Genomic DNA, 15,262 nt, shown 5'->3' on the forward strand with positions numbered 1-15,262 from the left:
TTTGAAGAAGAGAAAGGAATATTGGTAATCAAAGTATTGGTATTGTCATTCAATAGGGGGAGGGATACCAGTTTACAAAATTAATCTTATAGAAATGTTCTATATTCATCATATGTAAGTTAATTCACAAGTGGGTACAAAAAAGAGTGAAGCTAAAGGAGGTAAAGATTTAGAGGGGAGATCAGCTGATTTTTTCTTGATGACGCATTAAGTGAAGTTCATCGTTGCGGATTTCTTTTTCTAATTTCCGCGCTTCAAACATGGCATCATCAAACCGATCAAACTTTTCCGAAGCATATACGGGTTTGCTGGCATCATAGATTCCGGAAGAGTCTGATTTATAAATGGCAACACTCCAATGGAAAAAATCTTTTTCTTCTTCCTGATGACCCTGCAATCCGATCATTAAATGTGTATGAAACAGGTCAGGCTGGATGCCAAGGAAGGATTTCTGGTCACTAAGCCCCGCGGGGACAAGTGATTTACCATAAAAATCGCGATATAAAGAGTTCTGCAATCTACATTCACTCCTTTTACATTAGCTATAACTTCATTATATGTAAGGTATCTAGATATTTGAAGGCTAATTGTTAAAATTTTTAGAAATTTTAACGAAGTGTCATATTTCCTTCACATTTACACTCGTATAATGCTAATTGTGATTCCTATCACAACTTGTGAGATCACTGGTTTTTATAATGAAGGTATAAAATGTATAGGAGGCAGGTTAACATGACTGGCTGTATGAGCGGTTTAAACCAGGATTCTAGTTTTACATTAAGTGAAGGTCTTCAACAGTTAAAAAGTGAACACCCGCCATTATTGGAAAAGCTTGCGGACCTTTTGGATCTTTCACGAAAAGTTGAGGAAGGTATGGAAATAGAGGAGAACTTTTTAAAGCTGAAGGAGCTGGTCGTCGAATTCCTCGCTGAACTGGAGCCTCATTCAGAGCGGGAAGAGGGCGTTTTGTTTGAGATGATGGCTGCTTATATCGGCAGGGAAATGGGACCAATAGCGGTGATGGAATATGAACATGATCAGGCAAAACGGTTTATCGGAACTTTCCTTCATAACACAAAGGATGGAATGGGACTAACAGCAGAGCAGATGATCGACAATGCGCAACTGATCAAAAATGCAAACTACACTTTGGTGAGCCATTTCTCAAAGGAAGAGAGCATCCTGTTCCCTATGGCAGAAAATATGTTCAGCGAAGAAGAAAAGCAAGAATTGGCTCAGCGCATTAAGTTAATCAAATAAAAATAAAAAGGGTGAAGCTGCGATTGCTTCACCCTTTACCTTTACAATTAAGCCTTTGTGATTGTCACCAGCTTAATGTCTTTTGTATCGAATTTATAAAAAACATCATCTTCACCGGTGTATTCAATCATGCCTTCCTGGTCTTTGGCATCCTGGATGGCTTCAGAAATGTTTTCCACTTCGATTGGTCGTGAAACGGCAAAATCTTTTTCAAAAAAATAATTAATCTTAAACTTAGACATGATAATCTCCCTTCAATATATCCTTACTACCTTTTTTTCCTTAACAGGGGCATGCCTAAACGTAAAAAATGCAGTTGGAAAATTTTAATTGCCGATCAGACCGGTGTGGCGATTTACTGGTTCCATTCTGCCAATTGTTGATCTGTCGGAAGGAACATCGTCAGGATTCCCAGCAGGGGAAGGAAGCCGACGCAGATAATCATCATTGGAAGCCCGATCATGTCAGCGAGATATCCAAGGCCGACAGACCCAATAGCACCCATACCGAATGCCAATCCTACTGTCAGTCCGGCCATCGTACCAATTTTGCCAGGAACCAGTTCCTGGGCATATACGACCGTAACGGAAAAGCTCGACATCAGGATAAAGCCGCTGATGGTCAAGAGGATGACTGCAACAGAAAGTGGCATATATGGGATGATTGCCGACATAGGAGCAGTCGCGATCATGGAAAGGAAAATGATTTTCTTCTTTCCAAAACGATCAGCGAGCGGGCCGCCAAAGAATGTTCCAAACGCACCTGCAACCAGAAAAGCGAACAGGAATAGTTGTGCCTCCTTAATCGAAAGTCCATATTTGTCAATCGCATAAAAAGCATAGAAATTCGTCATGCCAGAAATATACCAGGACCTTGCAAAGATTAAAAATAAAATCAGGACTAGAGCCATCTTGATATTTCTAGAAATGCCTTTATTGATTTTAGTGGTGGCTTGTCTGGTTTTGGCTGCAATCTTTTCAAAGTTCAATTTACGGTTGTACCATGTCGCAATATAGATAAGCAAACCTACGGCTATGGCAGCGACAAGCGTAAACCAAACAGCTCCAACCTGGCCTAGCGGAACTAGTATCAGTGCAGTTATTAGCGGAGCTAGTGCCTGCCCGGAATTTCCGCCAACCTGATAAATGGACTGTGCCAGCCCCCTGCGCGGTCCTGCTGCCATATAGGCAACCCTCGAGCCTTCAGGATGGAAGACAGCTGAACCAAGTCCGATGAATAAAACAGAGAGAATGACTAACTCGAAACTTGATGCGAAAGCCAGGCCGAGAACACCGAACATTGTAGAGGTAAGGCCGAGCGGAAGGGCAAACGGCATCGGCTTTTTATCGGTTGCCATCCCAATCAAAGGCTGAAGAATGGAAGAAACGATATTCAAGGAAAAGGCGATCATCCCTAGCTGGGTAAAAGAAAGGCCCATCGATTTTTCGAGTATAGGGAACATCGCCGGAATGACGGACTGGATAGAATCGTTCAATAAATGTACTAATCCGATGATAAAGAGTATTTTATAGGCTGTCACATTTTGATCTTGCGTTTTTGCTCTGACAGCAGCTGCTGTTTGGCTCATGTTTTTCTCCTTTAAAATTTATTTCGGTTTCCTACATATCATTTTACAAAAAAAGTCACCAGATAAGAATAGCTTTTCTATTAAAAAATATGGTCTAATATAATTTGAGAAAATACAGATTATTCAAAGGAGAGACCGATTCATGGAACAGACAGTGAATTTACAGATGACAGGGGAAGTGTTGAATGATTTTCTGGAGCGTTTTGGTTTAGAGCCTGAAGTAAAGAAGCTTGGGGATTTCGAGAATTATGTATTTGAAACGTATAGGGCTGGCCATCCATATATCATGCGAATCACTCATAGTACCCATCGCTATAAGGATGAGATTTTATCCGAGCTCGACTGGATGAAACATTTATACTGTGAAGGCCTGTCTGTTCCAGAAGTTTTTCCTTCGTTAGGCGGAAGTCTGGTTGAAGAAGCAGCAGCGGAGGATGGCAGCATTTTTTACGGATGCTTATTCGCAAAAGCAAGAGGAAAGGCTGTCTCTGTCCGATCAGAGCAATTCAGTGATAAACTATTTGAAAAGTGGGGAGAGGTAACTGGAAGGATGCACAGAGCAACAAAGAACTACCAGCCATCCGAAGGCATCAAAAAACGCAGCAGCTGGGATGAAGATGACCTCCTCCAGATTGAAAAGTATTATCCTGCTGAAGAGCAGGAGCTGGTCGAGAATGCAAAAGAAGTGATATCGGTTATTTCATCTCTCCCGAAAAAAATCGATAATTTTGGAATCATCCACACGGATATTCATTCTGGCAATTTCTTTTATGATGGGGAAGAGGTCCATGTTTTTGATTTTGATGATGCCAGTTACCACTGGTTTGCATCGGATATCGCAATTCCTTTGTATTATTCCTTGCTTTATCGAATTCCAGCCAGTGAAAAAGAGGAACGCCAGCGCTTTGGGCAATTGTTTCTGGACTCATTCATCAATGGGTACCAGAAAGGGAATCAACTCCCCGAAGGATGGAAAGAACATGTTCCATTGTTCCTGATGCTTAGGGATGTTGTCCTGTATGCGGTCTTGCATAAGAAAATCGCTCCCGAAGACAGAGATGATAAATTGCTGGCTATGATGGATGAGATCGCCGAAAGAATTAAATGTAAAGTTCCAATTGTGAAAATCGGCTGATGAAGATGTCTACACAAAAAAACACCAGAGCAACCGCTGCTGGTGTTTTCTGTTGTTAATTGGATCCCTATGCCAAATGTGAGATGGCACTTGAAAGAGAGAAATTGGCGCCACTTACCAGCCGCGGCTTGATCCGCCGCCACCCGAGGAACCGCCTCCTCCTCCCCGGGGCCCTCCACCCCCTCCGCCGCCTCTTGAAATGATCGATAGAAGCATATAGGTGAGGGTACCGCCAAAGAACATGAAATCGAGGATGATCACACCGACTACGATAATGATAAGCAGCCAGGAAGGGATGGGGAAATCCTGCTGCTGCTGAACATCATTCGGGGCGCTCCCATATTCTTTCGTACCTGACACCTCATTAGCTAGTGCCTGGTACGTATTCATTACTGCCAGGTCTGACTGGCCATTTTTCAAGTGGGGAATAGCGTATTCGTCAAGGATTCTCCCTGCCTTGCCATCAGGAATGACGCCCTCAAGTCCATAACCGACCTCAATCCTGATTTTCTTTTCCTGCATGGCAATAACAAGCAATACACCATTATCATTTTCTTTGGTTCCCAGGCCAAATTTGCGGTATGCCTCAACGGAATATTCCTCGATGCTTCTCTCCCCGATCGAATCTACGGTCAGAACAGCAATCTGTGAGGTTGTCTGGCCATCAATCGACCGGCCGATGGTTCGTAATTGGATTTCTTCATTTTCACTTAAAACGTCCGCGAAATCCTGGACATAGATATCTCCAACAGGTGCCGGTATCTCACTTGGTGCCGCGATTGCACCGGATGGAAGCAGCAAGAGCAGGATGCCAAGCAGTGCTGCCAATCCGGGGAATCTTTTTGGAGTCATCATCAGCCTCCAAAGTCAACCTCAGGAGCTTCCTGTGCCCGAGGGTCTGCTTTGAAATATTCCTTCTCATCAAATCCTGTTATGTTTGCGATAAGGGCACCTGGAAACTGTTTAACCATTTTGTTGTATATGGACACCTGGTCATTGTAATCCTTCCTGGCCACAGCCAGTCTGTTTTCTGTGCCGGCAAGCTCGTCCATCAATTGTGTGAATTGCTTATCCGCTTTCAGGTTTGGGTAATTCTCGACCACCACTAACAATCTGCTTAATGCACCTGACAATTCAGCATTTGCGTTTGCCTGCTCTTCTGGTGTATTTGCGCCAGCCAGCCTTGCGCGGGCATCTGAAATCGATTGGATCACTTCTTTTTCATGTGAGGCATATCCTTTTACTGAATTCACCAGATTAGGAATCAGGTCCAGCCTTCTTTGCAGCTGGTTCTCTATCTGGGCATAAGCCTGGTCGACATTCTCTTCTTCAGCGACAAATTTATTGTAGCTGCCAACACCCATCATGATGAAAATTCCCAGTATCACCAATAAACCAATAACAATTCCTAAACCTTTTTTCATCCAAGACACTCCCAATTCTTTGTTGAAGGCTTTCGCTAAAATGGTTAAACGAAAGCCTTGATGTTTCTGCAGATGACCGTATTTTTCCCTCATTAGACATGTTTTTAAACTTTTTGCATGGGTTAATCTTTCCCGATGTTCACCTGGATAATGAATCGAAATAGTTTTTCATGATAAAATTAAGGGAAATACTGATAAAAACAACAAATTCAGATATACTCTAGTTATGGATTAGTCGTTAAAGGTAAAGGAATGAATACGCATGAACAATGAGACAGAAAAATCTTTAAAATTATTTATTGTATTGTCCCGTGCCTATCGGGCAGTTAATGAAAAAGTGAATAAGGTTATCCAAAAGAATGGACTAAACCCAACGGAGTTTGCCGTGCTTGAGCTTCTCTACCATAAAGGGGAGCAGCCACTCCAGCAAATCGGCGGGAAGATCCTGCTTGCAAGCGGCAGTATCACCTATGTAGTGGACAAGCTTGAAGAAAAGGGCTACTTAAATCGGGTGGCATGTCCAAAAGACCGAAGAGTGACATACGCAAAAATTTCAGAAGACGGAAAAAAATTAATAGAAGAAATTTTTCCAGAACACAGCGCCTTAATTCACGAATTGATGGACAGCCTGTCAGATGATGAAAAAGGTACGGCGATCGAGCTGTTAAAAAAGCTGGGTCTATCTGTAAGCAAATATTAAAAACGGCGATTGCCGTTTTTTTTGTTATCCTGGCAATAAAATTTTTCGAAAAGACAAGGCATTAAACAGGAAAAAAGGGACCATCCGTAGAATAGGATGGAGATGGGGTGAATTTTCACCCTTATATAGATAAAGGGGGCAATACGATGAGGTTTGAGGAATATACATATACACGGCCGAATTTGGACGAAGTGACGGCTAAATTCGATCAGCTTCTTGAACAATTCAAGAATGCCGGAACGGTTGAGGAACAAAGTGTTGCTATGGATGGAATCAATGGCCTGCGAAATGATGTCGGAACCATGTTCAATCTTTGCTATATCCGTCATTCGATTGATACTGAAGATGAATTTTATAAGCAAGAGCAAGATTTTCTTGATGAACTGGCACCAGAGGTAGAAGGTCTAGTGACAAAATATTATGAAGCACTTATGTCATCTCCATTCCGTGCCGAGCTTGAAGCGAAATGGGGAAAGCAGCTGTTCGCACTTGCTGATGCACAATTGAAGCAATTTTCTCCGGAAATTGTTCCTTTGATGCAAAAGGAAAATAAACTTTCTACCCAATATACAAAGCTTGTAGCATCAGCAAAAATTATGTTCGAAGGAGAAGAAAGGACGCTTGCTCAGCTTGATCCATTTACAGAGTCAAAGGACCGTGAAACGAGGAAAAAAGCCAGTGAAGCGAAATTCGCATTTTTCTCAGAGCATGGAGAAGAGTTTGACCGCATTTATGATGAACTGGTAAAAGTAAGGACGGAAATGGCACATAAACTCGGCTACAGCAACTTTGTCGAGCTGGCTTATTACCGTATGTCCCGAACGGATTATGACAGCAGCATGGTAGCGGCATTCCGTGACCAGGTCCATAAATACATCGTACCTGTAGCGACGAAGTTGAAGGAACGCCAGAAAAATCGAATTGGTGTCAATGAGTTGAAATATTATGATGAACCATTCGATTTCAAGACGGGTAATGCTGCACCGAAGGGAAGTCCGGAGTGGATCATTGAAAACGGCCAGAAGATGTATGATGAACTCTCGGCTGAAACAGGTGAGTTCTTCAAATATATGAACGATAACAACCTGATGGATTTGGTTGCCAAGAAAGGGAAAGCCGGTGGGGGTTACTGCACATATATTGAAAACTATAAATCGCCGTTCATATTCTCGAATTTCAACGGAACTTCAGGGGATATAGATGTCCTGACACATGAAGCAGGGCATGCCTTCCAGGTATACTCAAGCCGCCATTTTGAGATTCCAGAGTATAACTGGCCAACATATGAGGCATGTGAAATACACTCTATGAGCATGGAATTTTTCACATGGCCATGGATGGATCTATTTTTCAAAGAAGATACCGATAAGTACAAATTCTCTCACCTGAGCAGCGGCCTGCTGTTCCTGCCATATGGAGTCTCTGTTGATGAATTCCAGCACTGGGTATATGAGAATCCCGAGGCAACACCTGCAGAGAGAAAACAGCAATGGCGTGAAATCGAAAAAAAATATCTGCCGCACAAAGATTATGATGGCAACACCTATCTGGAAGAAGGCGGATTCTGGCAGCGTCAGGGCCATATTTACAACTCGCCATTCTATTATATTGATTACACGCTTGCACAAATTTGTGCATTCCAATTCTGGAAGCGTTCAAGGGAAAACAAGGAAGAAGCCTGGAATGACTATGCTAACCTCTGCAAACTCGGCGGAAGCATGGCATTCACCGAACTTGTGAAGGAAGCAAACCTGATATCACCATTTGAAGAAGGCTGTGTCGAGTCAGTGATAGGCGAAATCGACAGCTGGCTGGAATCAGTCGAAGACAGTAAATTGTAAAAAGAAAAGTGGAGCCTGCGGGCAACACTATAGACTGCAGACGAACTTGATGGAAATCCAGTTTGTCTGCAGTTTTTTGTTTCTGTTATGCAATTTATGGTTCCCGACATCTAAGCGTTATCTGGGATTGAATAGATTTTCGTTGATAGTCACTGCAGAGTGTATACCTGGAAATGGATAATAGCTGAATTTGTTGGTATTATTAGTGGCATTTAACCGCTTTTGGTGCCCGCTTTTTATGAATCGTAAGAAATCAGTTCACCAATAGCCATTATTGGTGTCCGTTTTTTAGGAATCTGAAGAAAACAGGTCACCAATGCCACTTCTGATGAATGATTGAGTTTAGAGGCTTCAAGGCATTGAGATAACAACTCCTTCTTATTCGGTGATTACACTTTCCCCATTGCTGATTCAATAGGAAAAGCCCGCACCTAAATGCGGGCTTCAGTCTTACATACTGCGTTCTTTTTTCACTTGTTTGAAGAAGAAGACTTCATAAATCACTGGGATCAGGATTAATGTCAACAGGGTGGAGGAGGTAAGTCCGCCGATTACGGTTACTGCCAGCCCTTTTGAGATCAGGGTGCCTGATGAGGTGGTGAGTGCCAATGGAATCAATGCAGCGATTGTTGCAAAAGCGGTCATCAGGATGGGACGGAGCCTTGTAATTCCTGCCTCAATTAAAGCTTCACGTACAGGCATTCCTTTTTCGGTTCGATTCTGGCCAATACGGTCTACCATGACAATGGCATTGGTCGTAACGATTCCAATTAGCATCAGCAAGCCTATCATGACACTGACTGACATGGGTTCATCGGCAATCCACAATCCCAGGAGGGAACCGATTGGGACAAATATCAGGGAGGATAGGATAATGAACGGAATCCTTGCCTGCCCGAAGGTAATCAACATCGTCAAGTAGACCAGCCCGATGGCCACAACCATTGCGATTCCCAGTTGAGTGAAGGTTTCAACCGTTTCATCGCTTCCGCCGCCGCCTTCAAGTGAAACTCCATCTGGAAGGTCGATATCATTTTTGACCCCTTCAATGACAGCAGTCGAAACGGCCCTGATATCATTGGAATCGATCTGCGCAGAAACCCGGGCGAAAATTTTGCCATCCAGTTTCTGTATGGAGGTAAATGCTTCTGTCTCGGTTATTCTCGCGATTTCTGTAATTGGAATAGGTCCTTGCTGGGTGAAAATCATGGTATTTTTTAAATCTTCGATTGTCTCGGACTGCTCATCATAGATAATCAAAACTTTTCGATCATCGCCATCGAGCTGCATGGTACCGGCATCGACTGGTTTTGTTTTATCCGTGATGGTGCCGAGGATCTGGAAGCCCGAAAGACCAAGCTGCGCTGTTTTTTCTGGGTCGATATCGACCAGTACCTGTTTTTGTTTTTCAGAAAAGTTGTTAGAAACATATTTTAAGTCATTCTGCTTATTCATGTAATCTTCGACTTTTGCTGCTGCATCCTGTAAGGCGGCTAGGTCAGTAGAATATAAGTCGATATTGACATTGTTATTGGAAGGAGGTCCACCTGTTGACTGCTCCTGGATGCCGATTTTCGCATCCGGCTCGAGGGAAAGGACGGTATCTTCCATTTCTTTCTCGAGTTTCGGAATGAACTCAGAAACACTCGCTCCTTCTCCAAGGCTGATAAAATAGTTTGCCTGGTTCTGGCGTTTTAAACCAGTCTGAAAATCACGGCTTCCGATTCCGACGGTTACATCATTGATTTCTTTTTGTTCTGCGAACATATTCTCGACTTTCAGTGAAACTTCATTTGTTTTTTCCAGTGAAGTAGAAGAGGGCAGCTGGAATGTAGCAACAAGCAGCTTTTGCTCCTCGTTTGGTATAAATGTGAAACCAAGTCCTTTAACCAGGAAGCCCGAACCTGCAAGCAGGACAATCGACAGGAAGATCACTAGAGCCTTATGGTTCAGTGACCATCTAATGGAAGAGGCATATGCTCTTTGCATTGCACCTTCTTTTTCTTCCTTTGGCACTCTCTTGAAAGAGAACTTTGCCAGGATTGGTACGATCGTGACGGCAACAATCAAGGATGCAAGCAGTGAAAAGACGATTGTCAGTGCGAAAGGCAAAAAGAATTCTCCAGTAATTCCACCGACAAGGCCAAGCGGCAAGAAGACTACAACTGTCGTAATCGTTGATGAGGTGATGGCTTTCAGGATTTCCTTAGTTGAATCCTGAATCAGATCATCCGTCATTCCCTGATTGGTTTTCCGGTCCCTCCGGAAGATATTCTCGATGACGACAATGCTGTCATCGACGACACGTCCTACTGCCACTGCCATCCCGCCGAGGGTCATGATATTCAATGAAATATCAAGCTGGTTTAAAAAGATCGACGAAATCAATAGTGACAGCGGAATGGAGACCATCGCGATAATCGTTGCCCTGAAATTCCTCAGGAAAATCAATACCGCAATAGAAGCAAACAGGGCACCGAGCAACCCTTCCTTGACGAGAGTGTTGACCGATTTTTCAATTCCTTCAGCTGAATCGAATCCAATTGCGTATTCCAGGCGGTCGTCATAACTATTGATGACAGCTAAAACCTTTTCAGCAACTTCGACTGTATTCGCGTCCTGCTTTTTCGTGATGGCCATTGACAATGATTCTTTTTCGTTATATCGCGTGATTTCCGGTTTTTCAGTTACTACTTTGATTGAGGCAAGCTCGCTTAACTTTACCTGGGGAGCATCAGGCACAAATTTAGATTGAATCACCAGGTTTTCAAGCTCTTCAATTTTTTCTATTTTTTCCTGCACCCGTACCGGAACCTGGATTTCGTTTTCGTTCAGGTTGCCTGCCGGGAAGCTTAATTTTCTGGAATCAATTGTTTCTTTAATATCATTCAAACTGAGCCCCAACTGTGCTGCTCTTTCCTGGTCCACGGTGATCTGGAGGATGTCATCGGTCATGCCGCCAACAGAAACACTGTTTATTCCCTGGATTTTATTCAGTTCCGGAAGGATTTCTTCGTTTACAAGAGTCTCTAGATCTTCATCACCTTTTGCAAACAGGGAGATATTGAAAATCGGGAATGTACCAAAAGAGAATCTGTTTATATTCGTCTGCACGTTCTCAGGCAGTCCAGCTTCCTTGATGAAGGTGTTGACCTGTTGCTCAGCATCATCAAGCTTAGTATCAAACGGGAATTCCAGATTGATGATGGCGATGCTCTCAAATGAAGAACTTTGCATTTTCTTGATGCCATCGATCCCTTTGAATTTTGTTTCAAGCTTCTCGGTTACTTGTTCATTGATATCCTGCGGAGAAGCCCCCGGGTATATGACTTCCACAGAGAGCTGGGGAAATTCGATATTTGGCAGCAAATCAACCTTTAGCCTGGTGAATGAGTACAGGCCGCCAAGTATCAGTAAAAATGAAATGATGAATACAGCGAATGCATTTTTAAGACTGAATCTTGTCAAAAATCCCATTAGAATACCTCTTTTCTATAAAAAAGCTATGACTCTATTCTATATGCCTTCTATGTAGTTTTCATTTTTAAACTGTAAAAAATAAAAATAACCCGAAGTTTCAAAACTTCGGGCATCAAATAAATATTATTTCTGCTTGATGATAATCTGGTCAGTTTCAATGACCGCTTCCAACTGGTTTGCTTCCGGAGCTTCAAGAATGAAATCGGCAATGGAATCCTCCAGTTGTTCCTGGATGGAACGACGCAGCGGGCGTGCACCGAATGCTGGATGGTATCCAAGCTCAGCCAGTTTTGCCTTCACTTCCACTGTCACTTCAAGGCTGATATTCTGCTCTGCAAGTGTTTCTTTCAACTCTGCAAGCATCAAATCCACAATCTGAAGAAGGTGTTCCTTCTCAAGAGACTTGAACTCTATGATACTGTCGAAACGGTTCAGGAATTCTGGCTTGAAGAATCCTCCGAGTGAATCGAGAATGCTTGATTCATTGACAGCAGTATTCTGGTCAAATCCTACCTTGATGGTTTTATGTCCAACACCTGCGTTGCTTGTCATAATGATGACTGTGTCCTTAAAGCTTACTGTACGGCCTTGGCTGTCAGTCAGGCGGCCGTCTTCGAGAATCTGCAAGAACATATGCTGTACATCTGGATGAGCTTTTTCAATCTCGTCCAGTAAAATGATGCTGTATGGGTTGCGGCGGACTTTTTCCGTCAACTGGCCAGCTTCATCATGGCCTACATAGCCTGGAGGAGAACCAATCAGCTTGGAAACACTGTGCTTCTCCATATACTCACTCATGTCGAGACGGACCATTGCCTCCTTTGAACCAAAGAGTTCCTCAGCCAAAGTCTTGGTCAGCTCTGTCTTACCGACACCAGTAGGGCCGACGAACAGGAACGAGCCGATTGGACGGTTCTTTGATTTCAGACCCGCACGGCTGCGGCGGATCGCTTTGGCTACTTTCTGCACGGCATCTTCCTGTCCAATGACTTTGCCATTCAGGTTGGCAACAAGATTTTTCATCTTTTCCTGTTCATCTTCCTGAAGCTTGCCGACGGGAATGCCAGTTTTCTTCTCGATGATTTCCTGGATATGCTTGACTGTTACAACAGGTCGTTCAGCATTGCCATTTTCGTTTATTGCTTTCTCAAGCTTCGCTTCTTCATCACGGAGCCTGGCAGCAGTTTCATAGTCTTCCTGCTTCAATGCTTCTTCCTTTTCCTTCGCAATTTCAGCAAGGCGGCTTTCAGCATCATTTTTATTTGTATAGTCAGAAACCAGGTTTAGCTTGGATCCTGCTTCGTCCATTAGATCAATCGCTTTGTCTGGAAGGAAACGATCCTGGATATAGCGTTGAGAAAGCTGGACACATGCCTTGATGGCCTCATCCGCAAAAGTCACCTGATGGAAATCCTCATACTTGGACTGAATTCCTGCCAGGATTTCGATGGCCTCGTCCACAGTTGGTTCCAGTACATGGACGGGCTGGAATCGTCTTTCTAAAGCGGCATCTTTTTCAATTTTGCGGTATTCCTTCAGGGTTGTCGCACCTACTACCTGAAGTTCACCACGGGCAAGTGCTGGCTTCAGGATATTGCCTGCATCCATGGAACCTTCAGCAGAACCTGCACCTACAAGCTGGTGGATTTCGTCAATGAAAAGAATGATGTTTTTGCGTGCCTGTAATTCAGAAATCAATTGCTTCATTCTTTCTTCGAATTGACCACGGATTCCGGTGTTCGATACCATTGAAGCGACGTCTAAAAGGTAGACTTCTTTATTCTTCAGCTTCTCTGGCACATCACCTTCGACAATCTTTAAGGCAAGGCCTTCTGCAATAGCTGTTTTACCTACACCAGGTTCACCGATCAGTACAGGGTTATTTTTATTTCTTCTATTTAATATTTCAATCACACGTTTAACTTCTTCGTCCCGGCCAATAACAGGGTCAATCAAACCTGTCTTGGCAATTTGAGTCAGGTTTCTTCCATATTGGTCAATAAAGCCATTCCCACCGCCGGCTGTTTTAGTTACAGAAGCAGGTTTTGAATTCTGGGGTTCATCATTCATATTCCCAGAGAATTGTTTGAACATATCATTAAACGGCGAACCTCCGAATCCGTTAAAACCGGACGTTGGGCTGCCGAGTGAAGCACCTAATTTTTCTCTCTCTTTTTGGTAGCAGTCTTCACAGAGCATTAAATGCTTCTGGTTACCATTTAAGCTTACCTTCAATTGAATATTCGCCTGTTTTTCCTGGCAATTTTGGCAGAGCATTTAAATTCCTCCTTCAAATTTTTCCTATATTTAATCAAAAAAGTCTTTGACTTTGACTATCTTTGATCAATTTAACTTTATTATACTTTGACCAACTTTGACTTTCAAGATATTTGTCTGTAGAAATTATTGGTAATTCAATATAACATTGCGGGCATACTCTCCTCATGATAAAACGCTATTTTCGCCTAAAGTATTGCTTTCCGGGCTAATTCCATTTTCAACTCCCTATATGGCTTCGAGGCTCTTTTCGACTGTGCACCGAGATGGATGGAAAGGAATATTCGAAAACCGAGCAGGCTGTTTTTACTGATGATGTGAAAGCAACGGAGTTCATGAAATGAGCTTAATAAAAAGCTCGTCATGGTTTGTCTTTCCATACATATATTGAGAAGAGGGAGGGGAACGCTTTGAAAACAAATTGGGGTGCTGCCTTTCAAATTGCAGCTGTTTATGTCGGAACTGTGGTGGGGGCTGGTTTTGCGACCGGAAGGGAAATCGTTGAATTCTTTTCCCGTTTTGGCATATTTGGACTGATTGGAGTGTTCATGGCTGGATACATTCTTACATATATGGGTGCTAAATTAATGCGTATTGCAGCGGCCATTGGTGCCCGTTCTTATGAAGAAATGAATGTGCATTTATTCGGGCGATTTTTTGGAAGGATCATTAATATATTGATGCTGTTCATGCTTCTTGGCGTTTGTGCTGTTATGCTTTCCGGAGCCGGGGCTGTATTTGAGGAACAACTGGGATTAACGAAATCACTTGGAATCATTGTAACGATTGCTTTGTCACTTGCAGTAATGGTAGTCGGCCTAAAGGGCGTTTTTGCAGTTAATACTTTTGTGGTTCCGATGATGATCTTGTTCAGCCTGATTCTATTTTCCCTGTCAGTCAAATTGCCTGGTTTTTTTGAACAGGTTGTGTTTATTCCATATGCCGAGGATGGCTGGAAAGCCGTAATCGGCCCGTTTTCCTATACGGCACTGAACCTGTCTCTTGCCCAGGCGGTGCTTGTACCTGTCGCGGCAGAGATAAAGGACGATCAGACAGTTAAGTGGGGGGGGATTCTTGGGGGAATTGCACTGACATTGATTTTGCTCTCAAGTCACTTGACTTTGATTATGCTTCCAGGATTCGATACATTCGAGATTCCGATGGCGGTTATCATGAAACAGCTGGCAGCCAGCCTTTATTGGATATTTGTCTTAATTGTTTATGGTGAAATTTTCACATCTGTAATCGGCAATATCTATGGTCTGGAAAGACAGATACAAAAACATATCAAAGTGCCAAGCATGCTGATTGTCTCTTTTCTCTTCCTGATCTGTTATTTCATCAGCTTGATTGATTATGGAACACTTCTTTCGTTCCTGTATCCGGTATTCGGCTATATCAGCTTAGTATTCATTGTCTTACTGTGGATGAAGCCTGTCAATTTAACAAATCGATCATAAAAAAAGGCTGTTTTCGTAAAGATTGTTGTTAAAATCTTAAAGCCGATTTTAACGTGCTATAAGCAATTTTGTAGTTCGTTTTTAAGTGTGCAAGCTC

Annotated in this window: 12 protein-coding genes; 5 read left to right on the forward strand and 7 right to left on the reverse strand. The window is 42.9% G+C overall.

The features are described 5' to 3' along the window. Positions 1-181 precede the first annotated feature (181 nt). Positions 182-517, reverse strand: a complete 336-nt coding sequence (locus tag QNH36_RS07970; protein WP_144474677.1) for a hypothetical protein — start codon at positions 515-517, stop codon at positions 182-184. A 215-nt stretch (positions 518-732) separates the two neighbouring features. Here QNH36_RS07970 and QNH36_RS07975 point away from each other — a divergent pair, with 215 nt between their 5' ends. Beyond that, positions 733-1,260, forward strand: coding sequence for a hemerythrin domain-containing protein (locus tag QNH36_RS07975; protein WP_251542258.1), 528 nt, complete (start codon positions 733-735; stop codon positions 1,258-1,260). A 47-nt stretch (positions 1,261-1,307) separates the two neighbouring features. Here the strand turns inward: QNH36_RS07975 and QNH36_RS07980 are convergent, their stop codons facing one another. Then, a complete protein-coding gene (locus tag QNH36_RS07980) occupies positions 1,308-1,502 on the reverse strand; it encodes a hypothetical protein (RefSeq protein ID WP_144474679.1) in 195 nt (64 codons plus the stop codon). A gap of 113 nt (positions 1,503-1,615) precedes the next feature. Further along, on the reverse strand, positions 1,616-2,848 hold the full coding sequence (locus tag QNH36_RS07985; RefSeq protein ID WP_144474680.1) for an MFS transporter: 1,233 nt from the start codon (positions 2,846-2,848) through the stop codon (positions 1,616-1,618). A gap of 142 nt (positions 2,849-2,990) precedes the next feature. On the opposite strand from QNH36_RS07985, the gene QNH36_RS07990 reads away from it, so the two are divergent. Next, positions 2,991-3,983 (forward strand): phosphotransferase enzyme family protein, encoded by a 993-nt coding sequence (locus tag QNH36_RS07990; RefSeq protein WP_283905023.1) that lies wholly within the window; start codon positions 2,991-2,993, stop codon positions 3,981-3,983. Positions 3,984-4,097: 114 nt separating this feature from the next. On the opposite strand, the gene QNH36_RS07995 is transcribed toward QNH36_RS07990, so the two are convergent. Together QNH36_RS07995 and QNH36_RS08000 are read right to left on the reverse strand one after the other, a co-directional pair. Further along, positions 4,098-4,838, reverse strand: coding sequence for a TPM domain-containing protein (locus tag QNH36_RS07995; protein WP_251542245.1), 741 nt, complete (start codon positions 4,836-4,838; stop codon positions 4,098-4,100). Beyond that, entirely contained in the window at positions 4,838-5,407 is a 570-nt protein-coding gene (locus QNH36_RS08000) for a LemA family protein (protein ID WP_251542243.1), read from the reverse strand. The genes QNH36_RS07995 and QNH36_RS08000 overlap by 1 nt, the downstream gene beginning before the upstream one ends. 262 nt (positions 5,408-5,669) lie before the next feature. On the opposite strand from QNH36_RS08000, the gene QNH36_RS08005 reads away from it, so the two are divergent. Both QNH36_RS08005 and QNH36_RS08010 read left to right on the forward strand, forming a co-directional pair. Beyond that, on the forward strand, positions 5,670-6,107 hold the full coding sequence (locus QNH36_RS08005) for a MarR family winged helix-turn-helix transcriptional regulator (RefSeq protein ID WP_079508228.1): 438 nt from the start codon (positions 5,670-5,672) through the stop codon (positions 6,105-6,107). A gap of 146 nt (positions 6,108-6,253) precedes the next feature. Continuing rightward, positions 6,254-7,948: a M3 family oligoendopeptidase gene (locus QNH36_RS08010; protein ID WP_144474684.1), complete on the forward strand. Its 1,695-nt coding sequence runs from the start codon at positions 6,254-6,256 to the stop codon at positions 7,946-7,948. Between the two features lie 450 nt (positions 7,949-8,398). Here QNH36_RS08010 and QNH36_RS08015 read toward each other — a convergent pair whose 3' ends face one another. Both QNH36_RS08015 and QNH36_RS08020 read right to left on the reverse strand, forming a co-directional pair. Next, a complete protein-coding gene (locus QNH36_RS08015) occupies positions 8,399-11,425 on the reverse strand; it encodes an efflux RND transporter permease subunit (RefSeq protein ID WP_283905024.1) in 3,027 nt (1,008 codons plus the stop codon). 126 nt (positions 11,426-11,551) lie between these two features. Then, positions 11,552-13,705 carry an ATP-dependent Clp protease ATP-binding subunit gene (locus tag QNH36_RS08020; protein WP_283905025.1) on the reverse strand — a complete coding sequence of 718 codons (2,154 nt, stop codon included), beginning with the start codon at positions 13,703-13,705 and terminating at the stop codon, positions 11,552-11,554. Positions 13,706-14,115: 410 nt separating this feature from the next. Here QNH36_RS08020 and QNH36_RS08025 point away from each other — a divergent pair, with 410 nt between their 5' ends. Beyond that, entirely contained in the window at positions 14,116-15,165 is a 1,050-nt protein-coding gene (locus QNH36_RS08025) for a YkvI family membrane protein (protein WP_283905026.1), read from the forward strand. Positions 15,166-15,262: the final 97 nt, after the last annotated feature.

Origin of the sequence: Mesobacillus sp. AQ2, assembly GCF_030122805.1 — a bacterium.
In the GTDB taxonomy this organism is placed as follows: Bacteria; Bacillota; Bacilli; order Bacillales; family Cytobacillaceae; genus Mesobacillus; species Mesobacillus oceanisediminis_A.

What these genes read in the sequence shown, in the direction of transcription:
- QNH36_RS07995 (WP_251542245.1), bottom strand. Translation starts at nt 4,838, where the DNA reads ATGATGACTCCAAAAAGATTCCCCGGATTGGCAGCACTGCTTGGCATC.
- QNH36_RS08005 (WP_079508228.1), top strand. Translation starts at nt 5,670, where the DNA reads ATGAACAATGAGACAGAAAAATCTTTAAAATTATTTATTGTATTGTCC.
- QNH36_RS08010 (WP_144474684.1), top strand. Translation starts at nt 6,254, where the DNA reads ATGAGGTTTGAGGAATATACATATACACGGCCGAATTTGGACGAAGTG.
- QNH36_RS08015 (WP_283905024.1), bottom strand. Translation starts at nt 11,425, where the DNA reads ATGGGATTTTTGACAAGATTCAGTCTTAAAAATGCATTCGCTGTATTC.
- QNH36_RS07975 (WP_251542258.1), top strand. Translation starts at nt 733, where the DNA reads ATGACTGGCTGTATGAGCGGTTTAAACCAGGATTCTAGTTTTACATTA.
- QNH36_RS07985 (WP_144474680.1), bottom strand. Translation starts at nt 2,848, where the DNA reads ATGAGCCAAACAGCAGCTGCTGTCAGAGCAAAAACGCAAGATCAAAAT.
- QNH36_RS07990 (WP_283905023.1), top strand. Translation starts at nt 2,991, where the DNA reads ATGGAACAGACAGTGAATTTACAGATGACAGGGGAAGTGTTGAATGAT.
- QNH36_RS08020 (WP_283905025.1), bottom strand. Translation starts at nt 13,705, where the DNA reads ATGCTCTGCCAAAATTGCCAGGAAAAACAGGCGAATATTCAATTGAAG.
- QNH36_RS07980 (WP_144474679.1), bottom strand. Translation starts at nt 1,502, where the DNA reads ATGTCTAAGTTTAAGATTAATTATTTTTTTGAAAAAGATTTTGCCGTT.
- QNH36_RS08000 (WP_251542243.1), bottom strand. Translation starts at nt 5,407, where the DNA reads ATGAAAAAAGGTTTAGGAATTGTTATTGGTTTATTGGTGATACTGGGA.